General features: G+C 68.1%; 24 protein-coding genes. 13 read left to right on the top strand and 11 right to left on the bottom strand.

From position 1 onward, the window contains the following. Positions 1-60: 60 nt before the first annotated feature. The 4 genes from OG804_RS23100 to serS form a co-directional block, all read right to left on the bottom strand. On the bottom strand, positions 61-1020 hold the full coding sequence (locus tag OG804_RS23100) for a DMT family transporter (protein ID WP_328389810.1): 960 nt from the start codon (positions 1018-1020) through the stop codon (positions 61-63). Between the two features lie 91 nt (positions 1021-1111). Then, positions 1112-2425, bottom strand: a complete 1314-nt coding sequence (locus OG804_RS23095) for an MFS transporter (RefSeq protein WP_442941603.1) — start codon at positions 2423-2425, stop codon at positions 1112-1114. A gap of 140 nt (positions 2426-2565) precedes the next feature. Beyond that, entirely contained in the window at positions 2566-4347 is a 1782-nt protein-coding gene (locus tag OG804_RS23090) for a putative bifunctional diguanylate cyclase/phosphodiesterase (RefSeq protein ID WP_328389808.1), read from the bottom strand. A gap of 159 nt (positions 4348-4506) precedes the next feature. After that, complete coding sequence (gene serS / locus OG804_RS23085) at positions 4507-5769, bottom strand: serine--tRNA ligase (RefSeq protein WP_328389805.1); 1263 nt, start codon at positions 5767-5769, stop codon at positions 4507-4509. Positions 5770-5916: 147 nt separating this feature from the next. On the opposite strand from serS, the gene OG804_RS23080 reads away from it, so the two are divergent. The 5 genes from OG804_RS23080 (at position 5917) to OG804_RS23060 (ending at position 10140) form a co-directional block, all read left to right on the top strand. Next, positions 5917-7170, top strand: coding sequence for a septum formation family protein (locus OG804_RS23080; RefSeq protein ID WP_328389803.1), 1254 nt, complete (start codon positions 5917-5919; stop codon positions 7168-7170). 12 nt (positions 7171-7182) lie between these two features. After that, complete coding sequence (locus tag OG804_RS23075) at positions 7183-7533, top strand: metallopeptidase family protein (RefSeq protein WP_328389801.1); 351 nt, start codon at positions 7183-7185, stop codon at positions 7531-7533. 170 nt (positions 7534-7703) lie between these two features. Further along, positions 7704-8036, top strand: coding sequence for a PE family protein (locus OG804_RS23070; RefSeq protein ID WP_328389799.1), 333 nt, complete (start codon positions 7704-7706; stop codon positions 8034-8036). Positions 8037-8146: 110 nt separating this feature from the next. Then, positions 8147-9313, top strand: coding sequence for a PPE domain-containing protein (locus OG804_RS23065; RefSeq protein WP_328389796.1), 1167 nt, complete (start codon positions 8147-8149; stop codon positions 9311-9313). After that, the gene (locus OG804_RS23060) at positions 9310-10140 is read left to right on the top strand and encodes an ESX secretion-associated protein EspG (RefSeq protein ID WP_328389795.1); all 831 of its coding nucleotides are present in this window, start codon (positions 9310-9312) and stop codon (positions 10138-10140) included. Before OG804_RS23065 ends, OG804_RS23060 begins: the two co-directional genes overlap by 4 nt. A gap of 8 nt (positions 10141-10148) precedes the next feature. On the opposite strand, the gene OG804_RS23055 is transcribed toward OG804_RS23060, so the two are convergent. The 3 genes from OG804_RS23055 to OG804_RS23045 all read right to left on the bottom strand — a co-directional run bounded on the left by OG804_RS23055 (position 10149) and on the right by OG804_RS23045 (position 12468). After that, the gene (locus tag OG804_RS23055) at positions 10149-10811 is read right to left on the bottom strand and encodes a histidine phosphatase family protein (RefSeq protein WP_328389794.1); all 663 of its coding nucleotides are present in this window, start codon (positions 10809-10811) and stop codon (positions 10149-10151) included. A gap of 64 nt (positions 10812-10875) precedes the next feature. After that, positions 10876-11793, bottom strand: coding sequence for a prephenate dehydratase (gene pheA, locus OG804_RS23050; RefSeq protein ID WP_328398641.1), 918 nt, complete (start codon positions 11791-11793; stop codon positions 10876-10878). 258 nt (positions 11794-12051) lie between these two features. Continuing rightward, positions 12052-12468, bottom strand: coding sequence for a hypothetical protein (locus OG804_RS23045; protein ID WP_328389792.1), 417 nt, complete (start codon positions 12466-12468; stop codon positions 12052-12054). 205 nt (positions 12469-12673) lie between these two features. Here OG804_RS23045 and OG804_RS23040 point away from each other — a divergent pair, with 205 nt between their 5' ends. From OG804_RS23040 to OG804_RS23020, 5 genes are all read left to right on the top strand, one after another. Continuing rightward, positions 12674-13438, top strand: coding sequence for a DUF2470 domain-containing protein (locus OG804_RS23040; protein WP_328389790.1), 765 nt, complete (start codon positions 12674-12676; stop codon positions 13436-13438). A gap of 59 nt (positions 13439-13497) precedes the next feature. Next, the gene (locus tag OG804_RS23035) at positions 13498-14274 is read left to right on the top strand and encodes a CPBP family intramembrane glutamic endopeptidase (RefSeq protein ID WP_328389788.1); all 777 of its coding nucleotides are present in this window, start codon (positions 13498-13500) and stop codon (positions 14272-14274) included. Between the two features lie 127 nt (positions 14275-14401). After that, complete coding sequence (locus tag OG804_RS23030) at positions 14402-15769, top strand: LCP family glycopolymer transferase (protein WP_442941902.1); 1368 nt, start codon at positions 14402-14404, stop codon at positions 15767-15769. Positions 15770-16248: 479 nt separating this feature from the next. Then, positions 16249-16803, top strand: coding sequence for a ferritin (locus tag OG804_RS23025; RefSeq protein ID WP_328389786.1), 555 nt, complete (start codon positions 16249-16251; stop codon positions 16801-16803). A 92-nt stretch (positions 16804-16895) separates the two neighbouring features. Then, entirely contained in the window at positions 16896-17447 is a 552-nt protein-coding gene (locus tag OG804_RS23020; protein WP_328389783.1) for a ferritin, read from the top strand. Between the two features lie 277 nt (positions 17448-17724). On the opposite strand, the gene OG804_RS23015 is transcribed toward OG804_RS23020, so the two are convergent. The 4 genes from OG804_RS23015 to OG804_RS23000 are packed head-to-tail and all read right to left on the bottom strand — an operon-like array spanning position 17725 to position 20911. Beyond that, positions 17725-18645: a DUF5926 family protein gene (locus OG804_RS23015; protein WP_328389781.1), complete on the bottom strand. Its 921-nt coding sequence runs from the start codon at positions 18643-18645 to the stop codon at positions 17725-17727. 51 nt (positions 18646-18696) lie between these two features. Next, on the bottom strand, positions 18697-19458 hold the full coding sequence (locus OG804_RS23010) for a glycerophosphodiester phosphodiesterase (RefSeq protein WP_328398637.1): 762 nt from the start codon (positions 19456-19458) through the stop codon (positions 18697-18699). 20 nt (positions 19459-19478) lie between these two features. Next, positions 19479-20531, bottom strand: a complete 1053-nt coding sequence (locus OG804_RS23005) for a DUF4328 domain-containing protein (protein WP_328389779.1) — start codon at positions 20529-20531, stop codon at positions 19479-19481. Positions 20532-20548: 17 nt separating this feature from the next. After that, complete coding sequence (locus tag OG804_RS23000; RefSeq protein ID WP_328389777.1) at positions 20549-20911, bottom strand: rhodanese-like domain-containing protein; 363 nt, start codon at positions 20909-20911, stop codon at positions 20549-20551. Between the two features lie 489 nt (positions 20912-21400). Here OG804_RS23000 and OG804_RS22995 point away from each other — a divergent pair, with 489 nt between their 5' ends. The 3 genes from OG804_RS22995 (at position 21401) to OG804_RS22985 (ending at position 23693) form a co-directional block, all read left to right on the top strand. Next, positions 21401-22039 carry a hypothetical protein gene (locus OG804_RS22995; protein WP_328389775.1) on the top strand — a complete coding sequence of 213 codons (639 nt, stop codon included), beginning with the start codon at positions 21401-21403 and terminating at the stop codon, positions 22037-22039. A 319-nt stretch (positions 22040-22358) separates the two neighbouring features. Next, a complete protein-coding gene (locus OG804_RS22990) occupies positions 22359-22982 on the top strand; it encodes a superoxide dismutase (protein ID WP_328389773.1) in 624 nt (207 codons plus the stop codon). 180 nt (positions 22983-23162) lie between these two features. Beyond that, entirely contained in the window at positions 23163-23693 is a 531-nt protein-coding gene (locus tag OG804_RS22985; RefSeq protein WP_328398635.1) for a peptidase, read from the top strand. The last annotated feature ends 545 nt before the right edge of the window (positions 23694-24238 follow it).

Here is a 24238-nt window from a genome sequence, read left to right as displayed (position 1 = left end):
AGCCTCACCGCGCCGGACACCGGATGCATCTCCGGTGTCCGGCGCGGCCAGGCCACCGGATCACCTTTCGGCCGGAACCGGAGCTCTCGCCGCGATCAGCACCGCGGCGAAGGTCAGCACGCATCCGACGAGTTTCACCGCAGACAGGTCCGCGCCGGTGGGCAGCGCCCAATCGAGTACGAGCGAGCTGGACAGCTGGCCCGCCACAGTGCTCAACCCCATGAGCAACACGCCTATCCAGCGGACCACCAGTACCCCGGCCGCGATGAACAGCACCCCGATCGCACCACCCAGGTAGAGCCACGGCTGAGCCGGGAATCCGGCGGGCGGCCCGACCCTGACCACGACCACTGCCTCGACGATCAGCAGACCCAGCAGTCCGACGGCGAAGTTGATCACCGTCGCGGCGAACGGACTTCCCGCCGAGCCGATCCTGCCGTTCCACGCCTGCTGCCACGCCAGTCCGATCCCGGCCAACGCCGGCAGCGCCAACAGCACCGGCACGGCGACACCGTCGAGCCACGACGATGTGTCCAGCGATACCGGACCCGACTCCCCGGACCCCGCCAGCAATACCGCGGCCACCGCCAGCACCGCCCCGCCCGCCCGCGCCGCGGTGACCGGGGTGCGACCGCCGGGACCCACTCCCAGCCGGTCCACCAGCAGACTGCTCAGCAATTGGCCCGAGACCGCCGCGACGGTGAACGCGGTGACCCCGAGCGCGGCCACGGTCAGCGATTGACTCGCCACGAACATCGCCCCGCACAGTCCGCCGAGCAATTGCCAGGGCCGCAGTTCGCCGGCAGTGAGCGCCCCGCGGACGTCACGCAGACCCTTCCGCAGCCGCGGACTCAGCGCCACCGCCACGAGTAGCAGGAGGAATCCGCTGCCGAAGCTGACCGCCGCCGCGGCGATCCCGTCCTGCAGCCGCACCCCCAGCTCACCGTTGATCCGCCCCTGCACGGCGACGCCGGCTCCGATCATCAGCCCGAAACCCAGACCCGACCGACGCGAAACCATGATCGGAACCCTACGGCGGCGTGCGGTCCGCGTCCCGGTCACCTCGAGCAGACCGGGCACCGTATCCCGAGTGGACACGGACGCAGCACGACTACGCGCCGCGATCCGGCCGCGGTGGCAGCCAGGACGGGGTCAGACCGGCCATCGCGACCAATGCGATACCCAGCAGAGCCAACGCGGACGACACCGACAACCACAGCGTCGCCAGCGCGACGAAGCCGAAGACGGCGAGGGAGACCAGTTCCTCCAGCAGGCCGGAAACCGACATCACGGTGGCCCGGGCGGGTCCGCTGATGGCGTCCTGCAGCCGGGCCTCGGCGACGATCGAGGCGTTGTACACGATGCCGTAGGCGGCGGCGATCGAGGCGAACCCCAGCGCGGTGCACACATAGAGCCCACCCGGCCAGCGCACCGCCAGACCGGCGATCAGCGCGCCCGCCCCGAACAGGACACCGGCCATCCCCACCGCTGCGGCCAGCATCCGCGCGGGAATCCGTTCCGTACGGCCGGCCAGCAGCGAACCGAGCAGTGAACCGAGAACCGTCACGCCCACGAGCACAGGCACGACCGAGGTGGCGACGCCCGCTTCGCCGGCGACCAGGCCGAAGTATTCGTCGAACGCCGTGATCCCGTACAGCAGCGCGCCGAGCACCACCCCGTGCCGGACCACCCTGACCTGGACAGCCTCGGTGACACCGGTGCGCAACATGTGGACATAGCGCCGGAGCGATCCCTCGTCCCGCGCAGCCGGGCCCTCGGCGTCGGCCGGGCCGGCGCTCGACGGCCGCGGGCTCGGCGTGATCACCGCCGGGGTCGTGGCGTCTCCGTCGGACTCCTCGAATTCGGCGACATCGGCGGCCGAGACCGATTTCGGCGCCGCAGGCAGACTCCAGGCCAGCCCGGTGTGCAGTGCGGCGCAGCCCACACTCACCCAGCCGACCAGCTCGTATCCACCCCACAGATACAGCGGGGTGGCGGCGAGAATCGCGAGCACCGCGCTGGTCTCACTGCCCGACCGGGTATACCCGATGACCCGGGCGTAGGCGCGAGATTCGCCTCGGGCGGTCAGTTCGTCGTAGAGCAGGGCCTCGAACGTCCCGGAGCGCAGCGAACCGGCGACGCCCCACAGCACGAACCCGAGGGCGAAACCCGCGAAGGACGGGGCCAGCGTCCACAGTACGAAACCGGCGGCCATCAGCAGGCCGCTCAGGATCAGCAGACCGCGCCGGGACACGGTATCGGCCCACGCGCCCGAGGGCACCTCGAAAACGAAGGCCGTGACCGACCAGAAAGCGAGCAGCAGCGAGATCTGCCCCGCCCCGAAGCCGTGGTCGGCGAAGAGCAACGCGTACAGCGCGTAGTACGGGATCAGGTCGCCGGTGCCGGCGAACAGAATCGCGCGCACGGTCAGCGCGCGTAGTCCTATCTCCCGGCCGGGACCCGTGGGCTCAACTCAACAGCGGTAGCAGACCAGTCGCATAGCGCTCAGCATTCGCGCTACCCGACCGCGGGTCAAGCGGTTTACTCACCGGCGCGCCGCACGGGTCACAGCGGCACCCATCCGTTCTCGTCGGCCGGGGCGCCGCCCAGCGCACGATTGCCCATCGAACCGAGCCGCCCGCTGTTCATATCGCCGATCAGATCGGCCACCGGATGCGAATCGCTGTAGTGGTAGCCCTGTGCCAGCGCGAAACCGAGTTCGGTCAGCACCGCGGCCTGGTGCTCGGTTTCGACGCCCTCGGCGATGACCTGGAGGTCCAGCGATTTGCTCAGCGCCGCGATCACCCCCAGCAGCGGCGGAGCCGGCGAATCGGAGCGGATGGCGGCCACGAACGACTGATCGACCTTGATGATGTCGCTGGGCAGAGTGGCCAACCGGCTGAGCGAGGAGTAGCCGGTACCGAAATCGTCGATGGCGATGCGTACGCCGCGATCGCGCAGCGTGTGCAGATTCGCGATGGCCATATCCGATTCCGCGGCCAACTCTGTCTCGGTCACCTCGAGCACCAACTGATCCGCGGGCCAGCCGGTGCTCTCCAGAATTCCGGCGACCTTGTCCGCGTAGCCCGTTTCCGCCAGTTCCAGACCGCTCACGTTCACGTTCAGCGTCAACTCGAGCGCGGCGAAGGTCTCCTGTAGCTGGGCGGCGTCGGCACAGGCCCGGCGCAGGACCAGTTCGTCCAGATCGGCGATGAGGTCGTATTCCTCGGCGACCCGGATCAGCCCCTCGGTGGTGACATCGGGCTGCGCGCTCGACGACCAGCGCAGCAGCGCTTCCACGCCGACGGCCTTCTCGCCCCCGTCTCCGAGGCTGACGATCGGCTGATAGTGCACGTCCAGGGTGCCGTTGTCGATGGCTTCGCGCAGTTCCACGGCGAGCGGGGTGCGGTGTCCCGATTCCAGCACGGTGCGGTTGCGACCCGCCTGTTTGGCCCGGTACAGCCCCACATCGGCCCGGCTGACCAGCAGCGACGCCGATTCACCGGGCTGCCATGAGGTGACGCCCGCCGAACAACCGGTACTCACCGCGGCGCGCAGTTCCTCGGTGAGCAGAATCGCGGCCTGTTCGGTGGTGTTGGGCAACAGCGCGGCGAAGACATCGCCGCCGTACCGGGCCAGACGCTGTCCGGGCGCGAGCAGCGCGACCCAGGTATCGGCGACCTTCTGCAGCACCGCGTCACCGGCCCGGTGCCCGAGATGATCGTTGACCTTCTGGAAACGGTCCAGATCGACCAGCACCAGCGCCAGCGCCTGATCGGCGCGGTCGGCCTGTTCGATCGCGGCATTGAGCGCGCGGTCGAAACCGCGCCGGTTCAGCAGCCCGGTAAGGGTGTCGATATCGGCTTCCGACGCCATCCGGGTGAGGATGCCGACCACCACGCCGACCCCGAAGGTGATCCCGGCCGGGATCACACCCGACCACCAGGGCAACCCGGCCCGGGTCGGCAGCACCCACAGGCACAGCGCCATACACAGCGCGATATGCGCGGCGGCCTGCGACCAGGCGAAGAACAGCGCGGCGTCGCAGGCCACGAACACGTAGAACGAGGCCAGGGTGATCGCCGCGACGGTGTTGGGGAACGAGTGGACGGCAACGGTCACCAGAATGGTCGCCATCGCGACGTAGCCGTGGTGCAACCAGTGCGGCATCCGGGGTCCCCACCCGAGCAGGCTTATCCCCAGCAACAGGGCGACCGCCGCGGCTGAACCGACCAGCCACCGGTGGCCCTCGTCGCCCGGATACAGCACCTGGGTGGGCGCGACCGCGGTCACCAGAAGACCCAGGACACCACCCATGACGTAGAACGCCCCGGTGGTCCGGGACATGACCATGGCCGTCGCCACACCAGACGCGGCCCGTACCCGCGTTCGGGTATCGCCGCGAGACCCGCTTCCTCGCACGATGAACAGCCTAAACAACGTATTCGTTCGCCGCTGACTCAACCGGGGATATCGGGTACCCCGATCTGTTCGCGATCAACCGCGTCAGCTCGGCGGCCTGAGCACATCGGTCCCGACAAATGGCACCAGAGCGGCGGGAACCCGCACCGAACCGTCCGCCTGCTGATGGTTCTCCAGCAGTGCCACCAGCCATCGCGTCGTGGCGAGCGTGCCGTTGAGGGTGGCGGCGGTCTGCGGCTTCCCGTTCTCGTCGCGATAGCGGACCGATAGCCGGCGCGCCTGGAAGGTCGTGCAGTTCGAGGTCGAGGTGAGCTCGCGGTAGGTGCCCTGGCTGGGAACCCAGGCCTCACAGTCGAATTTCCGGGCGGCCGAGCTGCCCAGATCACCGGCCGCGACATCGATGATCCGGTAGGGCACATCGATGGCCGCGAGCATATCCCGCTCCCAGGCCAGCAATCGCTGATGCTCGGCGGCGGCGTCCTCGGGACGGCAATAGACGAACATTTCGACCTTGTCGAACTGGTGCACCCGGATGATGCCGCGGGTGTCCTTGCCGTAGCTGCCCGCCTCGCGGCGGAAGCACGACGACCAACCCGCGTAACGCTTGGGTCCCGCGCCGAGGTCGAGGATCTCCTCGGCGTGATAACCCGCCATCGGCACCTCCGAGGTCCCGACCAGATACAGATCGTCCTCTTCCAGGTGGTACACCTCGGCGGAATGCTGACCCAGGAAACCGGTCCCCGCCATGATCTCGGGACGGACCAGCACCGGCGGGATGATCATGGTGAAGCCGTTGGCCACCGCCCGCTGCGCCGCCAGTTGCAGCAGCCCCAACTGCAGCAGCGCGCCATAACCGGTGAGGAAGTAGAAGCGCGAACCGGACACCTTCGCGCCGCGCTCCATATCCATCAGGCCCAGCGATTCACCGAGGTCCAGGTGATCGCGCGGGGTGAAATCGAATTCGGGCAGGGTGCCGACGGTCTCGAGCAGGACGAAATCGTCCTCGCCGCCGGCGGGCACGCCCTCCTGGACGACGTTCGAGATCGCCCGGTGCGCCTCCCGGAATGCACCCTCGGCGACGTGCTGTGCCGCCTCGGCCTCCTTGACCTTGACCGACATCTCCTGCGCCTGCGCGAGCAGCGCAGGACGGTCTTCTTTGCTCGCCTTGCCGACCTGCTTGCCCATGGTCTTGTGCTCGGCGCGCAGATTATCGGCGGTCGCGATCGCGGACCGGCGCGCGCCATCGGCGGTGAGCAGCGCGTCTACGAGGGCCGGGTTCTCGCCCCGGGCTCGCTGCGAGGCGCGGACCAGCTCGGGATCATCGCGCAGGAGTCGGAGGTCGATCATGGCTGACCAGCGTAATGGGCGCGGATTTCCGTTCTCAACCGAGTATCGCTGCGACTGGGCCCGAACCCGGTTTCCGCGCGACCCGCGCCATACCGATCGGCCGGGTTCGTGGCATGTTGGGGTGCCGCGCTGCCATGATGGACCGCGATGTCCTCCCAGAATGAGCCCACCAACCGGCGCGGCCCCCGCGGCGCCCAATCGTTGCGCTCGCGTACCGCCCGCCCGGGCCGCGGTCGCCGGACCGATTCCGCGCAGCCGCGGCCCGACGACCCGGCCTCGGCCGCGCCCCCGGGGCAGCAGTCGGCCGCCGAGCGGCGCCGGGCCCGGAGCCGCACTCCGGGCCGATCCGGTACCGGCAAGGGCAGGCCCCGGCGGATCCCCGCTCCCCGGTTGCGCTGGGGGTTGCTCGCGGCGGCCGCGGGCGCGGTGGCCGCCGCGCTGGTCACCATGCTGGTCAGCGGTTTCGACAGCGATTCCAACCTGCAGGCCCGCGCCCCGGGCGGTTCGGTGGCCAAGGCGGACAAGGTATTCGCCTCCGTCGCCACCGGAGACTGCCTGACCTGGACCAAACCGGACCATTCCGATCTGGTCGAACTGGGTTGCAGCGAGGAACATCTCTTCGAGGTCACCGACACCATCGACCTGAGCGAGTATCCCGGGTCCGAATTCGGTCCCGGTGCACCGTGGCCGGATTCCCTGCGCCTCACCGAACTCCGCGAAGAGCACTGTGTGCCCGCCGCCGCGCGGTATCTGAACGGCAGGTTCGATTCGCGCGGGAAATACGCTGTCGGACTGATGTATCCGAGCAACGACGGCTGGGTCAACTCCAGCGATCGCATCCTGCGCTGTGGGCTGCAGGTGCCCGGGCTCAGCGGTAACCCGCTGCCCAACGCCGGCCGGGTGGCCGACGGCGACCAGTCGAAGGTGTACGAGCCGGGAGTCTGCCTCGGCATCAGCCAGAACCTGCCCACCGATCCGATCGACTGCGCCCAGGAACACGCCGTCGAGATCGCGTCCATGGTCGATCTGTCCACGCGTTTCAACGGTGGGCCGCCGAGCAAGGACGATCAGGATCAGTTCCTGGAAGAGGAGTGCGGCCGGACCACCAACGACTATCTCGGCGGCCCACATGTGCTGCGGGACAAGACGCTCACGGTCTTCTTCGACTACATCGACGCGCGCAGTTGGCTGGCCGGTAGCCGCAAGCTCAACTGCATGATCGGAAAGGGCGCCGACCAGCAAGGTTTCGCGCCGATCGTGGGACCGGCCCGGGGCAAGGTGCTGGTCAACGGCCAGGAACCGGTGCCGCCGCCCAACTCCGGACGATCCACCCCCGAACCGCTGCCCGGTGCCGCGCCGCTGCCCCCGCAGCCGGAACCCCGGCCCGCGCCGCCGCGGTAGCCGGAGCAGACGATGCCGGTCGAGATGTCCGAGGCACGATTCGAGGAGCTGGTCGCCGACGCGCTGGACCTCATCCCGGCCGAGCTGACCCGCGCGATCGACAATGTGGTCGTACTCATCGAACCGCGCAATCCCGACGACCCGCATCTGCTGGGTCTCTACCACGGGATCGCACTGACCGAGCGCGACAGCCACTACGGCGGGTCGCTGCCGGACACGATCACCGTCTACCGGGATGCCCTGCTGGAGGTGTGCACCGACGAGGGTGAGGTGGTCGAGGAAGTGCGGATCACCGTGATCCACGAAATCGCACACTATTTCGGGATTGACGAAGACCGTCTTCATCAGCTGGGATGGGGTTAAGCTCAGTCTGGTCCACGCAACACGCCGGCAGGGGATGCAAGGGCGCGATGACGGGCCGACCGAAGAAGTTCTGGATTCGATGGAACCGCTAGCGGGGGTATCGCGTCCGATCTCGTAGGGGGAATTCTCGTGGTTCCGCCCAAGAGCCGCCACAAGAAGGAGTCGAGGACATGATTGGCAACGTCGACGTCACACCGGAGCTCATCCTCGCCGCCGCGGTCGAGTTGGATCTGCTCGCCGATCGGCTGTCCGGGGTGGCCGCAGCCGCCGTACCCGCTACCTATGTCGGGCCGTCGGGCGCCGACGAAGCCTCCGTACACGGCGCGATGCACATGAACAAAGCCGCCGCCACGCACCAGACCTCGCTCGGCCAGGCCGTCCTCGAACTGCATCACACCGCCGCGATCCTGCGCACCCAGCTCGCCCAGTACCTCACCCAGGATGTGGCATCGGCGGGCGTTCTGGCCCTCACCGGCGCGCCGTTCGGGTCGATCGCCGTCTGACCGGTCGCTACCGCGGATGAGCGCCGAGGCCCAGAAGAGCGCACGGTGACCACGCATACGCGGCGAGACCGCCGATCCACCATCGATAGTTCACAAGGGGAGAAACAAGCATGACCGCAGGTATCACCGGGGTGTTCTGGCTGCCCAGACTCGCCGAGGGGAATTCGATCGCGTTGAACGCGGGCACGCACGCCATTCCGATGAGCGCCGCCGCGGGCGCATGGGGCGGGCTCACCGGCGCCTGGGTGGACGCCACCGCCACCGTGGTCCGAGTGATGGCCGAGCTCGGGGTCGGCATGCAGAGCGTCAACGGTATCGGGGCACTGGCCCGGCTCGTCGGGTTCACCGGCTGGGCCGAACAGCAGTCCACCATGGCCGCGGCCCTGGGCACCAAAGCCGCTTCACAGGCCACCGCCTACACCGTCGCGTCGATCGCCATGCCGAGCCTGCCCGAGATCATCGCGGTCAACGCGGCTCGCGCCGCGGCGCATTCCACCGGCGGCGTGCTCAACGGCACCTCAGAAGTCGCGGAAGCCGCCAAGGCCGCCCTCGATCTGCGGGCCGCACTCACCATGGAGACCTACGAGGCGGCCGTCAGCGCCACCGTGCTGACCCCCGGTGAGTTCTTCACGCCGCCACCGATCGCCAACGGCGCCGGGCGGTTCGATTCGGGCCCCGCCGAGGACGCCATGAAGGAAGCCAACGGCGACCCGGTGAAGATGCTGGCCGCGGCCGGCACGGCACTGGCGCAGAACCCGGGCTTGGCGAGCGCCGCGACGCAGGCCGCGAATGTGGCCGGCTCGGTGGCGAGCACCGGTGTCACCACCGTCGGCAATCTGGGCGCCAACGCACTCGTCGCGGCGACCAGCGCGCCCGCCGCCCCGGCGTCCATTGCGCCACTTGCTCCGTCACTGGTCACCGGTGCGGTGGCCGCGACCACCGCGGCCACGACCCGGACCGGCGGTATCCCCAGCGGCTCGGCACTCGGCCTGAACAACGGCGGACTCAAGGTGCCGGAGGGCTGGGGCGCACCGGCCGCCAACGGCACGGCCCCGGCCACCGAAACCCTCGCTGTGGCACGCGGCGAGACCGCTCCGGTCCGACCGGTCGGCAGCGGTTCGTCGACGAGCCCACTGATGGGTAGTTCTCGTGGTGCGAACGGCGAGGACGATCAGGAATACGACGGTGCCGAATATCTGCGCGGCGACCACTTCGCCGATGGTCGCTACATCGCGGACGGCGTGATCGGCGGGGAACCCCCTCGAGCGGGCAAGTGACAGTGCTGGGTGCTGGGCGCGGGCCGTCGACGCTCGCGGCGGTGGTGCTGTCGCTCGACGAAATGCAGTACCTCCTGGAAACACTGGAAATCGATGAGGTGCCCGTCGTCCTCGACGCGAGGGGTCGCTACGACAACCAGGTCGACCACGACGCCGCGATGGACGCCGCCGCGCGTTCGCTCACCGACCGGGATCTACTGGACGGTGAGCGAATTCATCCGGAACTCGAGGACCGGCTACGCGGCCTGTACCGGCCGCACTGGGTGGTGGCGCTGCGACTGATCGTCGAGGGCCAGGTGAGCCGGATGTGTCTGGCGAAGGGCGACGACGTTGTCACCGTCGCGCTGCGCGGGCCGGAGTCGTACGTGATCGACGAAGCCGGCGAAGATCTCTGCGGCCCGGTGATCTCGGCGCTCGGCCCGGCCGAACCGCTCGAACTCACCGGGATGAACGCCCCGACCGAACAATTGGTGCCGATATTCGACGACGTCGGCGACCCTGCCGCCACGGCGGCCCGGCTGGCCGAGGTCGGTAATCCCGCACGGGACGCGCAGGCGATCGCCTCGGCCATGGCCCACTGCGAATCGCACGCGGAGATCGTCGGCGTGGTGTACGGGGACGCGAGCCGCGATATCGCGGAAAACCATATCGCGGTGTTCAACACCCAGCTGGGTAGGTTCATCGCGACGGCCAGCCCGGCCGACGACGGCACCAAATGGACCTCGTTCAGCAGTGGCACCCACGCGCGGCTGCGGATCGCACTCCAGGATCTGATCACCTCGTTGCCCGAGCGAGCGGAGTTCCCCCGCAACCCGCGCCTGGCCTGACCCGGTACTCAGCCCATCGGGTCGTCCGCACCCGATTCCGCTTGGCCGCCGAACGGCGGGGTGAACCGCCCCCAGCGGGCGCATTCCCAACCACCGTCGGGCAGCGGGACCAACTCGATCGTTTCGGTGTTGTCCAGATGGTTGTTGGTGCTGAACGGCGGCGCCACTCCGGCGAGAAACCGGCCGACCAACCGCATGGCGGCACCGTGCGTCACCACCAGAACGTCACCGCTGCCGGCGCCGTCCAGATACTGGGCACGCAGATCGGCGATCTCGGGGAGGAAGCGGTCCAGCACGTCCTGCGCTGATTCGCCGCCGTCGACGCGTTCGGCCAGCCGGCCTTCGTGCCACAGCCGGTAGACGGACTGGAACCGGTCGTGGGCGGCCTGACTGCTCAACCCGTCCAGATCACCCAACTGCACCTCGTGCACACCGTCGCGCGCCACGGCCGACACACCGGTCGCGGCCTCGATATAGCCGGCCGTCTGCGCGGCGCGCAACGCCCGGGAGTGGAACAGCGCTCGCGGCGTCGCGCGCAGACCCGAACCGAAGGCCTTCGCCTGGGCCGCACCGCGTTCGGTCAGCGGGAGTCCGGGGAGTTTGGTGTCCAGGATCTTGGCGACATTGCCCTCGGTCTCACCGTGGCGCACCAGGATCAGTTTCGCGGTCATCGCGCCTCCTTCGAAGCCGGTACATGGGGTCCGCGCAGACCGTGGTGAAGGCGGAGGTATCGCATCACAGGTCTGCCACCCCCTTGCGTAGCTGTGTCAACCAGAGCGCGGCTTCCTCGTCGGACGGCGGCGGGGTTCCGTTGGCGGAAGTGGCCGGCCAGGAACCCAGGAACCGGATCCGCGCCGTGCGGTGCAATGCCTTGAGGGCTTCGGCCACCGCGGCGTCTTCGATATGGCCGACGCAGTCGAGGTAGAAGCGGTAGGTGCCCATACCGGTACGGGTCGGCCGGGATTCGATGCGAGTCAGATCGACGCCGCGGGTAGCGAATTCGGCGAACGCGCGCATCAGCGAGCCCGGCATGTTCGGCAGTTCCTCGATGACGATCGAGGTGCGGTCGGCGCCCGTCGGGGCCGGCGCGACGCGCGGCGGGGTGACCAGGACGAATCGGGTCACGGCCTGATCGTGGTCGGCGACCCCCGACGCGAGCGTGATCAGTCCGAGCCGCTCCCCCGCCAGCGCGGTCGATACGCCGGCGTCTGCCAGACCGGCCCGCACATCTTCGGCGGCGGCGGCGTTGGAATTCGAGGTGTGCAGGCCGACTCCGGGCCAGGTCCGCTCCACCCAGGCGCTGACCTGCGCGAGCGCGACAGGATAGGCGGCCAGCGTACGCACCCCGCTGATCTCGGTGCCCGGCCGCGCGAGGATGGTGAAGGTCACCTCCAGCTCGGTTTCCGCGATGATCTGCAATCGCGAACCGAGCGCCAGCGAATCCAGGGTCGCGTTGATGGACCCCTCGACCGAACTCTCGATCGGCACCACCGCCGCGACCGTCTCACCCGACCGGACCAGCTCGAGGGCAGCGGACTGACTGGGCGCGGCGATTCGCTCGACCGGTCCATCGAAAGACCCCGAGTTCTCGAATTCGGCGAGGGCCATCTCGGTGAAAGTTCCGGACGGACCGAAATAGGCGATACGCGGCACGCCTACGAGACTACTGGTGCGCACGCACGTCCTGCCGACCCTGCGTCGTTCCGGTATCGCAGTCGGGGCCCGCCCGTCGACGGTTGCTCGGGAATGAACTCCCGCCTACCGACGTGCACCTGCGACGGGCCGGGCGGCGACACCGGCGCCGGCCACGGTCGGCGAGACCAGTGCCGATCCAGCGTCCACCAGCCGCCCCGGTACCGGAACCGCGATACGACCGGCAGCGTCGGACCACGGCGGATCGGACTCGGCCGCTCACCCACTCAACGCGGACCGCAGGAAGCGCTCCAGTTCCGCGGGCGCATCGGTCTCGATCCCGAGCAGCACCTCGCGCACCGCCTCGATGGCCGCGCCGGACAGGCCGGTCAGAAACCCGGTGTCGGGGCTGCGCAGCGCCTCCCGGATATCGTCCCCGCACAGCGCCGCCGCGGTGGCCGCGACGATCGCCAGGGCACGGGCGCCGTCCGCTGCGCGGGCAGCGATGCCGTCCGGGCTGTGCGCGGCACCGGCCAGCAGATCGGCGACGAGCTCGTCCGGCAGGGTCGCATCGACCACGGGTCTCCCGACGAACGTTCCGGTCGGCACGACCAAGCCGTCGACCAGCCCGCGTTCGACGATGCGCTTCGGGGCGGTCAGTTCGACAAGTACGGGCTGCGACTCACCAGCTACCACGTCCCTGATCGTATGTGCACGGTAGACGCGGCCCCCACGCCCCGTCTTTTCGAATGACCGCGCAGCCGCGAACCGGCAGATCGGGTAGCCGCCGGTTTTCCCCGGCGGTGAATCGATGCTCTTGCGCCGCACTCGACTTTAACTTAGCTTAGGTTAACCTAAATAACTGCTTGTGAAGTCGGGCACGCCCGCAATGGAGGTACCGATGGCGCAAACCGCCCCCGCCCCCGCCCCGTCGACCGCCGAACGCGTCCGCAGCGCCTGTGCGCACGCCGAGCAGGCAGTTCTCGCGCTGCCGGGAGGCGATCCGACCCCCGTCTCGGTGCATTTTCTGCGGCAATGCGGGGACGTGGTGATCGCGGTGCCCAACGACAGCGCCGCGGTGTACGCGGCCGGGGCGGCCATCGCGGGCGCGCCCGCCGTCCTCGAACTCACCGACCACGCGCCACTACCCCTGCGCGAGCCGGTCCGCGCACTGGTCTGGCTGCGCGGATGGGTTCGCGGCGTGCCCGCCCGAGCCCAGCGGACGCTGGTCACCGCGGTCGCCGAGGAGCACCCGCATCCCAGCCTGCTCGATATCGGCCACACCACCACCCTGCTGCGGTTGGTGTTGAACTCGGCGGTGGTGGCGGATTCCTCCGGCGCCGAATCGGTGTGTGTCGACGAACTGCGCCTGGCGGCCCCCGACCCGTTCTGCGGCATGGAATCGGCGTGGTTGCAGCACCTCGACGCCGACCACGCCGACGTGGTGGCCCAACTGGCGCGCCATCTGCCGGCGAAACTACGGCACGGCCGGATCCATCCGCTGGCCATCGATCGCTACGGCCTGACCCTGCGGATCGAAGGGATCGACGGCGACCATGATTTCCGCCTCCCGTTCGCGGCCCCGGCCGAAGATATCGACGCGCTGGGACGTGCGGTGCGGACCCTGGCCGGCCGCCCCTTCCTGAACGGGTTGCGCCGCAGCTGAGTTCCGGGCGCGCGCCCGGCGGTCCGGCCCACCGCATCGACCCTCCGTAGATTCTGGGTATGCGTGAGAGCAGCCCCGTCGGCGACCGGACCCGGGAACAGCGTGAGATCCGCCTCGAGATCCTGGTCGTGCTGGGTGTCACATTCGGCCTCAGCGGGCTGAACGCGGCACTGTCCCTGCTGGAGAGCGCGCTGGCGCCGGGCGGGGTCGGCGAGCAAACAGTCGCGCTCAACTCCTCACGCGCCACCCAGTCCCTCATCGACCTGCTGCTCCAGCTCGTCGGGGTGCTGCGGCTGGTGGCGTGGGCGGGGCTGGCGCTGTACCTGCTGTGGCGCAGCGGGATAGCACCGAAGGCCATCGGACTGGCCCGCGTTCGTTTCCGGCCGGACGGGCTGCACGGCCTCGCGCTCGCCGCGGTGATCGGATTGCCCGGATTGGGGCTGTACCTCATCGCGCAGTCACTGGGCGTCAATGTGACCATCGTCCCGGACGCGCTGACCGAACACTGGTGGCGGCTGCCCGCCCTGGTGCTCTCGGCCTGCGCCAACTCCGCGGCCGAGGAAATCGTAGTTGTGGCCTACCTGCTGACCCGGTTGCGCGCGCTGGGCTGGTCGGAGAATTCCGCACTGGCCGCTTCGGCTCTGCTGCGCGGTAGCTATCACCTCTACCAGGGGCTGGGTGGCGGACTCGGCAATATTGTGATGGGGGTGGTGTTCGGGCGGTACTGGCAGCGCACCGGACGGTTGTGGCCGCTGATCATCGCGCACGCGGTGATCGACACGGTGGCCTACATCGGGTACGGGTTGCTGCGCGGACGGGTGTCCTGGCTGCCGTAGCCGGGTACTCCGCTCACCGGAACAGGTAACCCGCCTATACCGGCGCATACTCGTTCACCTGCGGCTGAGCAAATGCGATTCGCCGCTAACGAAACCGGCCCCGATCGATAAGTAGAGTCTGATGATGATGAACGGCGACGACCCACGGATGCGCCGGGTGCCGCCGCACAGCGGGGAGCCCGGACGAGCCGGCGCGCGCCGCCCGCCCCCGCCGCCACCGCGCGGTGGCAAGCCACCGGAACCGCCGCAGGTGATCCGCCGGGGTCCGGGTCAAGGGCAGCCGGCTCGGCCGACGCAACGTTACGAACCCCCGCGGGCCTGGTCGCAGGCACCGGAGGGCCGCGGCGCTCCCCCCGTCCGACCGCTCGCTCCGGGGCGCGGCGGCAAACCGCCTCCATCGACGCACGCTCCTACCCAACGGCCGGTGCCGTACCGCGAATCCGAGTACGCGCCGACCCGACGTCACGACCCCACCCGCGGTGGTCGCCGGCCACCGCCCCCGACCGGGAAGCACCCGGCCCGCCGCGCCGCGCCGCCCCCGCCGCGGCGACGCAGGAAACGCCATATCGGCCGCTGGTTCCTGGCCGTCCTGCTCGCGCTGATCATCATCCTGGTCTACGCCGTCGTGAAACTCGACGGTTCACTCACCCGGATCGACGCGCTGTCCGACTACGAGGACCGGGTCGGCAACACCGCCGGCACCAACTGGCTGCTGGTCGGCTCGGACAGCCGCGCCGGACTCTCCGACGAACAGGCCGAAGGGCTGGCGACCGGCGGCGAGGTCGGGGATCCGCGCACCGATACGATCATCCTCGTCCACGTCCCACCGTCGGGCCGCACCACACTGGTGAGCCTGCCGCGTGACTCCTACGTCGACATCCCCGGCTACGGTCAGGACAAATTGAACGCCGCGTTCGCTTTCGGCGGCGCGCCGCTGCTCACGCAGACCGTGGAGACCGCGACCGGACTGCGGATCGACCATTACGGCGAGATCGGATTCGCCGGCTTCGCGGGCGTTGTGGACGCACTGGGCGGTATCGACGTCTGCGTGCCGCAGGCCATAAACGACCCGCTCGCCGGTATCGACATCCCGGCGGGCTGCCAGGAGTTGAACGGGCCGGAAGCACTCGGTTTCGTACGCAGCCGCGCGACCGCGCTGGCCGACATCGACCGGATGAACAACCAGCGTCTCTTCCTGTCCGCGCTGTTGGAAAAGGCGACCAGTCCCACCACCCTGGCGAATCCGTTCGCCCTGTGGCCCATGCTCAGCGATACCGCGGGCTCGTTGACCGTGGACTCCGGCGACCACATCTGGGACCTGGCCCGCTTGGCCTGGGCACTGCGCGGCGACACCCTCGCCACCACGGTCCCGGTCGGTGGTTTCGCCGATACCGACAGCGGCAATGTCCTGCTGTGGGCGAAGCCGGACGCGAGCCGCTTCTTCGAAGCCCTGGCCAACGGCGATCCGATTCCGGCGGACCTCGCCGGCCAGTAGGTCGATCGCCGGGGGGTCATCCGTGGCACGCACCGGGCGCCACACGTCGCCCGGTGCGACGCGCCCCGAAGCCCTGGGCTCCGCGCGCCACACCCACCTCCGCCGCGACCCACACCGGCCCGGGTCGGCACAAACCGCACCGCGCTCTTTCCGGATGCCTGCATCCGTGGTCGAGGTCACCAGGGCCCCAGCCGCGCAGCCGCAAGCCGCCCGAGGTCGGGACCCACCCCGGTTCCGGAGCCTGTGAAGCGAAGGAGCGAAGCCACCGACCGCATGAACGACGACCCCGACCCCTCCTGACGGTCGCCATTCCATGGTCGGGGCCCGCCCCGGTTCTGCAGCGACGAAGCGAAGGAGCGCAGCGACTGAGCGCAGCGACTGAGCGCAGCGACTGAGCGCAGGAGTGAAGAACCGGGGTTGACGAGGGCCCCGACCCGCCCCGCCGATGGCGGGGCAATAAATACAGTAACGTCGATCACATGCACGATAGCGATCTGGCTCAGCCCTTTATCGCCCAGTTGCGCGCACAGGTTCGTCATGGGCTCACCGCCGCACAGCAGTATCTTGCTGCCGCTGTTTATTTCGATATCCAACGGTTACCGCAATTGGCCGGGCATTGCTATCGGCGGTCCGAGGAGCATCGCGGGCATGCGTTGCGGATTGTGCAGTATCTGATCGACCGGGATCTGGAGATAACTATCGGTGGCTTGGAGGAAGTGCGGCAGACTTTCGAGGCACCGCGTACGGCAATAGCTTTCCTGCTGGCCAGGGAGCAGACGCTGGCCGATCAGGTGACCGAACTCGCGCGACTGGCCCGGGAGTGGAACGATTTTCTGGGCGAGCAATTCGTGAGTTGGCTTCTGGAATGTCAGCAACAGGACGTGGCCGGTATGTCTACACTCTTGGCTGTGCTGGATCGCTCGGGCGGGGACCTGTTCGATGTCGAGGAGTTCGTGGCGCGGGAACTGCGTTCCGCCGTGCCGCAGGTGAAGAATTCCGTGCCGAAAATGGCCGGAGCAGACCGGGATAGATAAGGCAACACTATCCTCAATTCGATGAGGCAACACTATCCTCAATAAGGCTGCACTTGGATGACAGCCCCACTTTCCGGCGTTAATGTCAAGGCATGTCCAATCATCCGGAGAGTCCTCGCAGCAAATTCCACGGGCTGCTTCATGATCAGATTCGGCACGAGTTCAATGCCGAGCACCAGTACATCGCTATCGCGGTGTGGTACGACAATGCCGACCTCCCGCAGCTCGCGAAGCGTTTCTACTCGCAGGCGGTCGAGGAACGCAATCACGCGATGATGATCGTCCAGTACTTCCTGGATCGGGATATCAGCGTTGATCTTTCGGGTATCGACGGCGCGAAATCGCATTTCGAGAACGCTCGCGAGCCGATCGCCATGGCGCTCGATCAGGAGAAGACGGTCACCGATCAGATCGTGCAGCTGGCCAGCACCGCCCGCGAAGAGGGCGACTATCTGGGCGAGCAGTTCATGCAGTGGTTCCTGAAGGAACAGGTGGAGGAGGTCGCGAAGATGACCACTCTGCTGACCGTCGCGGATCGGGCCGGTTCGAATCTCTTCGATCTCGAGGAGTTCATCGCCCGGGAGATGAACGACGATCCTTCGAAGGTGTCCGGAGCGCCGTCGACGGCCGGGGGCTATGTCTGATCGGTGACGCACCGCGTAGACCCGTTGTCGAGTCCCGTTGCCGATAGGCAGGGACTCGATGGGGATTTCGCGGATCGTACCGGGTGATGATTGGAGCATCGGCCGTCCCGGCCCACTGCGCCGAGGTCGGGCGGCCGATGCTCCGGTACGTCAGCCGGCGCCGGGTCGTTGTGTCGGCTGACGTTTGTCGCCGGGGGGTTCCAGAAACGGCGACCTCTGAAACCTAGCCGAGATCGCCGTCGGAAAGAAGAGTTTTTCTAAAAATATTCCGGTTTATTCAGCGGAGCGTGACCTGCCGCGACCGCAGACCGTCCCGCGAGCGTCGCTGCTCGGCGGTGAGAGGGGTGTCCACGGCCAGCGCCTCGGCCAGACGCTCCCCGAATTCGCTTGCTGGGGAAAGCCATTCGCTCACATGCCGCTCCGGGTCGAGATCGAACACGGGAACCAGCAGACCGTGGGTCCGGAACGAACCCGCGAACCGTGAACCTTCGCCGAGATGCAACCCGCCCGAGGCATGCAGCCGGGCCAGCGCGAGCATCAGATCGTCTTCGGACTCCGGTCGCACCCAGCGCAGATGCGCCTTGTCCCCGGCATCGACCCACCAGGCCGCGCCGACCGCGTCCGGCCCGAGATCCAGCCTGTCCGAAGGCATGATGGCCTGTTTGGCCTGTTCGATGGTGGCGGCGATCTGCGGATCGGGCTGTACGCCCTCGGGAACCCACCAGTCGAAATCCTGGTGCACGGTCAGGTCCAGCGGAGCATCCGCCACCAGCACATCGGTCAGCGTGGGACCGCCGGGCGCGGCATGCGTAACAGCCAGCGAATCGCCGGGCTCGGCCGACTGGGTCCACAGGATCGACGCGGCGAGATCGGCCGCGGGGTCCGCGCTGGAAGTCTGCACCTGGACACCGACATATCCGGTCGGCGCCTCACCCGCGCGTACGAGCGCCGAAACGGCGCCCGGCAGCACGGTAGCCAGGACCACCGTGCGTTCGGCGCCGACACCGTCGGCCAGTTTCAGTTCGGCAGTTGCCGATGGCACGAACTCCCGGAGGGCGACCAGATCGCATTCGGCGGTCAGGCCCTGAAACGGCCGGACGACAGCCTGCTCGGCCTCCTGCAACGCCGCACGGCGTTCGGCCAGACGCTGAGCCCGGTTGCCGCCGGGTTTCGGACTATTGCGTTTGCTCTTACCCACGGCTGGTCAAACTACACGGCATACCGGCCGATCAGCCGCATGCCACACATTTCAGCTGTTGGCGAGTACAGCTTTCGCACGGCCCGGATGATTGGTCGCCACCCAGCTCACGCCGAGGTCGGCACACAATTGCACATCGTCGGGTTCGTCGACGGTCCAGCAGTAGGTCGCCCGGCCCGCGGCCGCCGCCTTGTCCACCAGGTCGGGGTGTTCGCGCAAGGTCTTCACCGACGGGCCGACCGCGGTCGCCCCCACCGTCGTCGCCGCGCTACCGCCCAGATAACGCGAGGATTCGCCCAGCAGCACGGTGGGCAGCAGCGGTGCCGCACGCCGGATCCGCCATACCGCGGTGGCCGCGAACGACATCACCACTGCCCGGGAATGGGCCGCCGACGCCGGGGTGGCGATACCGAACCGCTGCAACTCGGCCAGCACCTTGCTCTCCACCAGGGAGCCGTACCGGACAGGGTGTTTGGTCTCGATGAACAGTTTCGTCGGCCGACTGCGCCAGTCCAGCACCAGGCCTATCAACTCGCTGAGCGTGAGGACACCGGTCGGCGCGCCGTCACCGAAGTCGAGATCCTTCAGTTCGGCGAGGGTGAGTTCGCTGACCAGGCCGGTACCGGTCGACGTCCGGTCCACTGTCCGGTCGTGCACGCATACCAGGTGACCGTCACGGGTGAGCCGGACATCGCATTCCACCCCGTCCGCGCCCTCTTCCAGGGCTAGTTCGTAGGCTGCCAGGGTGTGCTCCGGGCGCGCCGCCGAGGCGCCCCGATGCGCGACCACGAACGGCGCACGGCCGCCCTGCATCGATTCGTCACTGCCCTCGCTCACTTCGCCACAACCTCCTGTGGTGCTCGATCGGCGCTGACCCCGGAATCGGCGGGCTCGGCGGCCGCCGTGTTCACCGTAGCGGCCGGTCCCGGATGCACCGGTTCGATCAACGGTGTCGCCGGATCGACGGCGATCACCCAGCGGCGGGCGAGCCGCCTCCGGCCGTCCAGATCCCGGCCTTCGATCGTGCGCATCACCCAGAGCGTCAGGACGGCGACAGCGGCCGCCACCGCGTCGGCGAACGCGGTGAACAGCACCCCGTCCGCCTGGGCCTGCAGCGAATCCGCGGTGCGCCAGAACAGCGTCGCCACCGCTAGCAGGCCGCCGAATACCCAGACCGCCCACCAGAGGCGGATCGCGTTACGCGGTCGAGGGTCGGCGCCGCCGGATACGACTTCGGTGAGGAATACGCCCGGCCAGATCAGATTCACCACCGGGATCAGGCAGCCGAGCGCCAGCATGCGCGGTGAGCGGGGGTCACTGCTGCCCGCCGCCGCGAAGGCCGCGCGACGAACCTCGATCAGCCAGCCGAGCGCGGCGACCGCGGAAACGAGGGCCATGATCAGCGCGAACAGCGCCGCGGTGTTCACCAGCGCGTCGGAGAACCACAGCAGCGGCGGCTCGATGAGCCGGGTGCGGTTGCGCAGCAGGATCAAATAGCGGCCCAGTTCGGCGGCCGCGGCGACAGCGAACAACACCGCGGTGGCGAAGAGCGCGGCATGCACCCACCTGGTCAAGGTACTCAGCGGACGTGGCCGGCCGCTTTCCTGATCGCTTTCCGAGGCGGGCCGGTCCGCCAGTCCCCAGCGAGGGATCTCGGTGTAGTGCGGGGTCGCGGTGTCGCCGCGCGCCGAATCCCCGGCGCGACCGGGCCGACTGAGCTGGCCGGGCCGCCGGGCGACCCAGCGATAGTTACGGCGTTCCGGCGGGGCGTCGATCGGCCCCGGCGAGAGCAGAACGCCGCGGCAACGCGGGCACCAGTGCATCGGCGGACCCTGCACCGCCCAGCGCGTACCGCAGCGGGCACAAGGCTGCACCACCGTACTCACCGCGCACCTCGCTTTTCTCAGTAGATCTTCGCGGGCTCGGCACCCTCGGCGATCAGCGGACGACCGGTCTGCTGCCAGGCCACCATTCCACCGACCACGTTCACCGCTTCGTAACCCACGTTCGCGAGGAATTTGACGGCCTCGAGCGAACGCCCGCCCTGCCGGCACGCCACGTACAGATCGGCGTCGGGGTCGAGCTCACCGTAGCGGGCGGGTATATCCGCGAGCGGAATGTGCACGGCCCCGGGAGCGTGGCCGAGCTGCCATTCGTCGTTTTCGCGCACATCGAGCAGGACGGCGGCAGCCGCCTCCCCGGGCGGATGGTCGAATTCAGCGGGTACGGCCTCGACCGGTACCGACGGGACTCCGAAGCTCGTCACCTCATTGATCCTGCCATAACCACCAGGACGGCTGCCCGGTCCGGCAGGAGCCGCCCACGAGGCGACTACTGGTCGTCCGACACCGATCCCCGGCGATCCGCGCCACCGACACGCCGGATGATGCGGAAGATTCGCCGGATGGAATCCATGCCGAACCACTCCGATCGACGGCAAGCGCTTCCCTGAGAATTCCATGAGTTATGCGCATAACTCACCACGAAAACCGCTGGTAACAGCTATCATTCAGCGCACCAATATCTCAGATACTCGACCACAAGCCGGTTGACCTGCGATAATGGCGGAACCGTACGGCCGATCCGGTACTCCCCTCCAAAGATCCCGGAGCGGCCGTCCGGCCACCCGATCGGGTCACGCACCGTTGCGTGACCCGATAACAACTTGGACGCCGGCGCCTCCGGATCGGTTCCACCCGAATCCGAAATCGGCAAAATCCCCAGATCCCGGTACTGACCTCGGTAATCTGGCGCCATGACATCGACCAGGGGGTTACTCGACGAACTGAACGCGGCCGGCCTCGACAAGGCGCTGTCGGAGGCCGGATGCCTGGGATTGGAAGTGGATTCCGAGGCCAAACGGCTGGAGCTCGACCTCGAGGTGCTCAGCCTGCCGGAGCAAACCGCTGGCACATCTGAAGATGACCAGGAGTCGAACTCCGGGTACGACCGGGTACGACTCGTCTTCCACGGAGTCTCGAGGATTGCCGCATCGTTGCGGCTACAACGGTGGGACGATCTGGAGCCGCGGATCCTGCCGCTGGAACTGTCGGGGCTCCCGGCCGCGGTCGCGAGTTTCGGCGGTAGCCGCCTGCACGGCTGGGAATTCATCGACCTCGACGACAGCAGTTGGGCGCTGTGGAGCGAACTGCTCAGTTTCGACGCCGCGATCGATACCAGGATCGCCCGGCACGTCCTGGAATTCTCCCAGGAGGAGGGCATCGATCCCCGGGAACTCGATATCCGGGTGTGGTTCGACAAGGTCACCGCGGAAACTCCGAACGGGAAGCCGATCCCGCTCCCCGATCTCGTTTCCGGGTCGGAACGCTGGTGGGCCGCCCACGACAAAGGCGACCCCCGCGCAACCCACCCCGGTATCGCGCCTCCCCTATAGCGGCCGCACCGGCCTTCCCCGCCGCGCTGCGGTATCCGTTTCGATATCGCAACCGGGTACCGCGGCGGCGGCATCGTGGTAACGAACGTCGAATTCCGTAGTCCGGCGACCCGATCGCCGGCGCTACGAGAATCGGGCATCCGCCCCGGCAGGGGCAGGATCCATGAGGACTCGGCCACCCCTCCGAACCGCTCTCGGATGGTCGGGGTCGCGCCGGTGTGGAATTGTGGGGCGTCGGGGCGAGTTGGACCGTTCGGGTGTACGAATGGTCGGGAGCATCCCTACAGGAAGCACTCGACCCGACAAGGAAGGGACATTCGTGGCTGAGTACACGCTGCCAGATCTGGATTACGACTACGGCGCTCTGGAGCCGCATATCTCCGGGCAGATCAACGAGATTCACCACTCGAAGCACCACGCGGCCTACGTGGCCGGTGTGAACACCGCCGTGGAGAAGCTCGAAGCGGCACGCGAAGCCGGTGATCACGGCGCCATCTTCTTGAACGAGAAGAACCTCGCCTTCCACCTCGGTGGCCATGTCAACCACTCCATCTGGTGGAAGAACCTCTCCCCCAACGGCGGCGACAAGCCGACCGGCGACCTGGCCGCCGCCATCGACGACCAGTTCGGCTCGTTCGACAAGTTCCGGGCGCAGTTCACCGCCGCGGCCAACGGTCTGCAGGGCTCGGGCTGGGCGGTGCTCGGCTACGACACCCTGGGCCAGAAGCTGCTGACCTTCCAGCTGTACGACCAGCAGGCCAATGTGCCGCTGGGCATCATTCCGCTGTTGCAGGTCGATATGTGGGAGCACGCCTTCTACCTGCAGTACAAGAACGTCAAGGCCGACTATGTGAAGGCCTTCTGGAACGTGGTCAACTGGGCCGACGTCCAGGAGCGTTTCACCAAGGCCACCAGCCAGGCCAAGGGCCTCATCTTCGGCTGAGCGTCCGGTCACCGGCCGAACTTCGCGCGAGACCCGTGGACCCCGTGTCCGCGGGTCTTTCGCCGTTTCCGCCCGAACTGGCACTCTCTGGTACTTGTGTGCCAGATGACTTGTGCGCGATCCTCGACTTTCACGAAGTTCGAGGACGGGCAAAGCCGCCCCCGTTAACGCACGGGAGGCATCGTGCGCAGCAACAGTCCGATAGGCGTCACACCGTTCCATGCCCGCGGCACGCTGCGCGGCTTCGTCATCTCCGGGCGCTGGCCGGATACGACCAAGGAGTGGTCGCAGCTCCTGGTACTCGCCGTACGCGTGGCATCGATGCCCGGCCTGCTCACGACCTCCACCATCTTCGGCGTCCGCGAGGAACTACCCGACGATCCGGAGCCGGACACCGTCGGCCTGGTGATCTCCGAGGGCCCGGTGCTCGGCGAAGACGGGGTCCGGCCCGGCCGGTACGCCGAGCACATCCCGCCGGCCCTGTTCATGCTGCACCCGCCCGCGGAAACCAACCCTTCACTACCCGAGTGCACCGGCGCCGCCTCCGGCTGCGTGCTGTTACCGGGCATCCCCCACCTGGGGCTGGAGCATCGAGCAGCCTGGGCGGAGGCCGAGGCGGACGGCACGGTGACCTCACTGGTGAGCCGGGTGGGCCTGGACCCGATCAGCGACCCGGACACTGCCGTACTGGCAATGCTGCTGGCCGCCTGACACGGGCCGCCGCGAATACCGGCGAGTCACCCGGCCGCCACTTCGGGCAGGCGAGCCGCGTTCGCCCCCGCGCCGCTATCCGACCCGCCGGGCACCAGGGTGTCCGGACCACGCCGACACTTCAGAACCGGGTCGGGCCGCACCGGCGAACAATGTCGCACGCTGAAGATCTCGCATGCCTCGGCGCGGCATACCGGGGACACGACCCATCTCGGCGCGAGATCCGGAAACGCGCAGGTCGAGGAGCACCTGAAGTCGCCGGGCCAACGCCCCCGGAAGACCTCGGCGCAATACCGTTCGGATTCGCGCAATATTTGCCGAAGCGATGCCGACAATCCCTTCCGGGGCACCCCGGAACAGTTTTGAGGTAAACCCAACTATTCCGGTTGCAGCACCAAACTTATTGCGCCGAAGGGTATTTCGCTGCTGCATCCTTGCCGCGATATTGCCGGTGCGGTAAGGTTGCCAGCAGCGAAGGGGAGTAGCCCCCAATCACGCGGTCGACATACTGACCCACCGGCCAACGGCGGGTCCGGTCGCGTGAA

Origin of the sequence: Nocardia sp. NBC_00416 (assembly GCF_036032445.1) — a bacterium.
Lineage (GTDB): Bacteria > Actinomycetota > Actinomycetes > Mycobacteriales > Mycobacteriaceae > Nocardia.
Note: the sequence above shows the minus strand (reverse complement) of the source record. Positions and strands in the feature narration are given on the sequence as shown.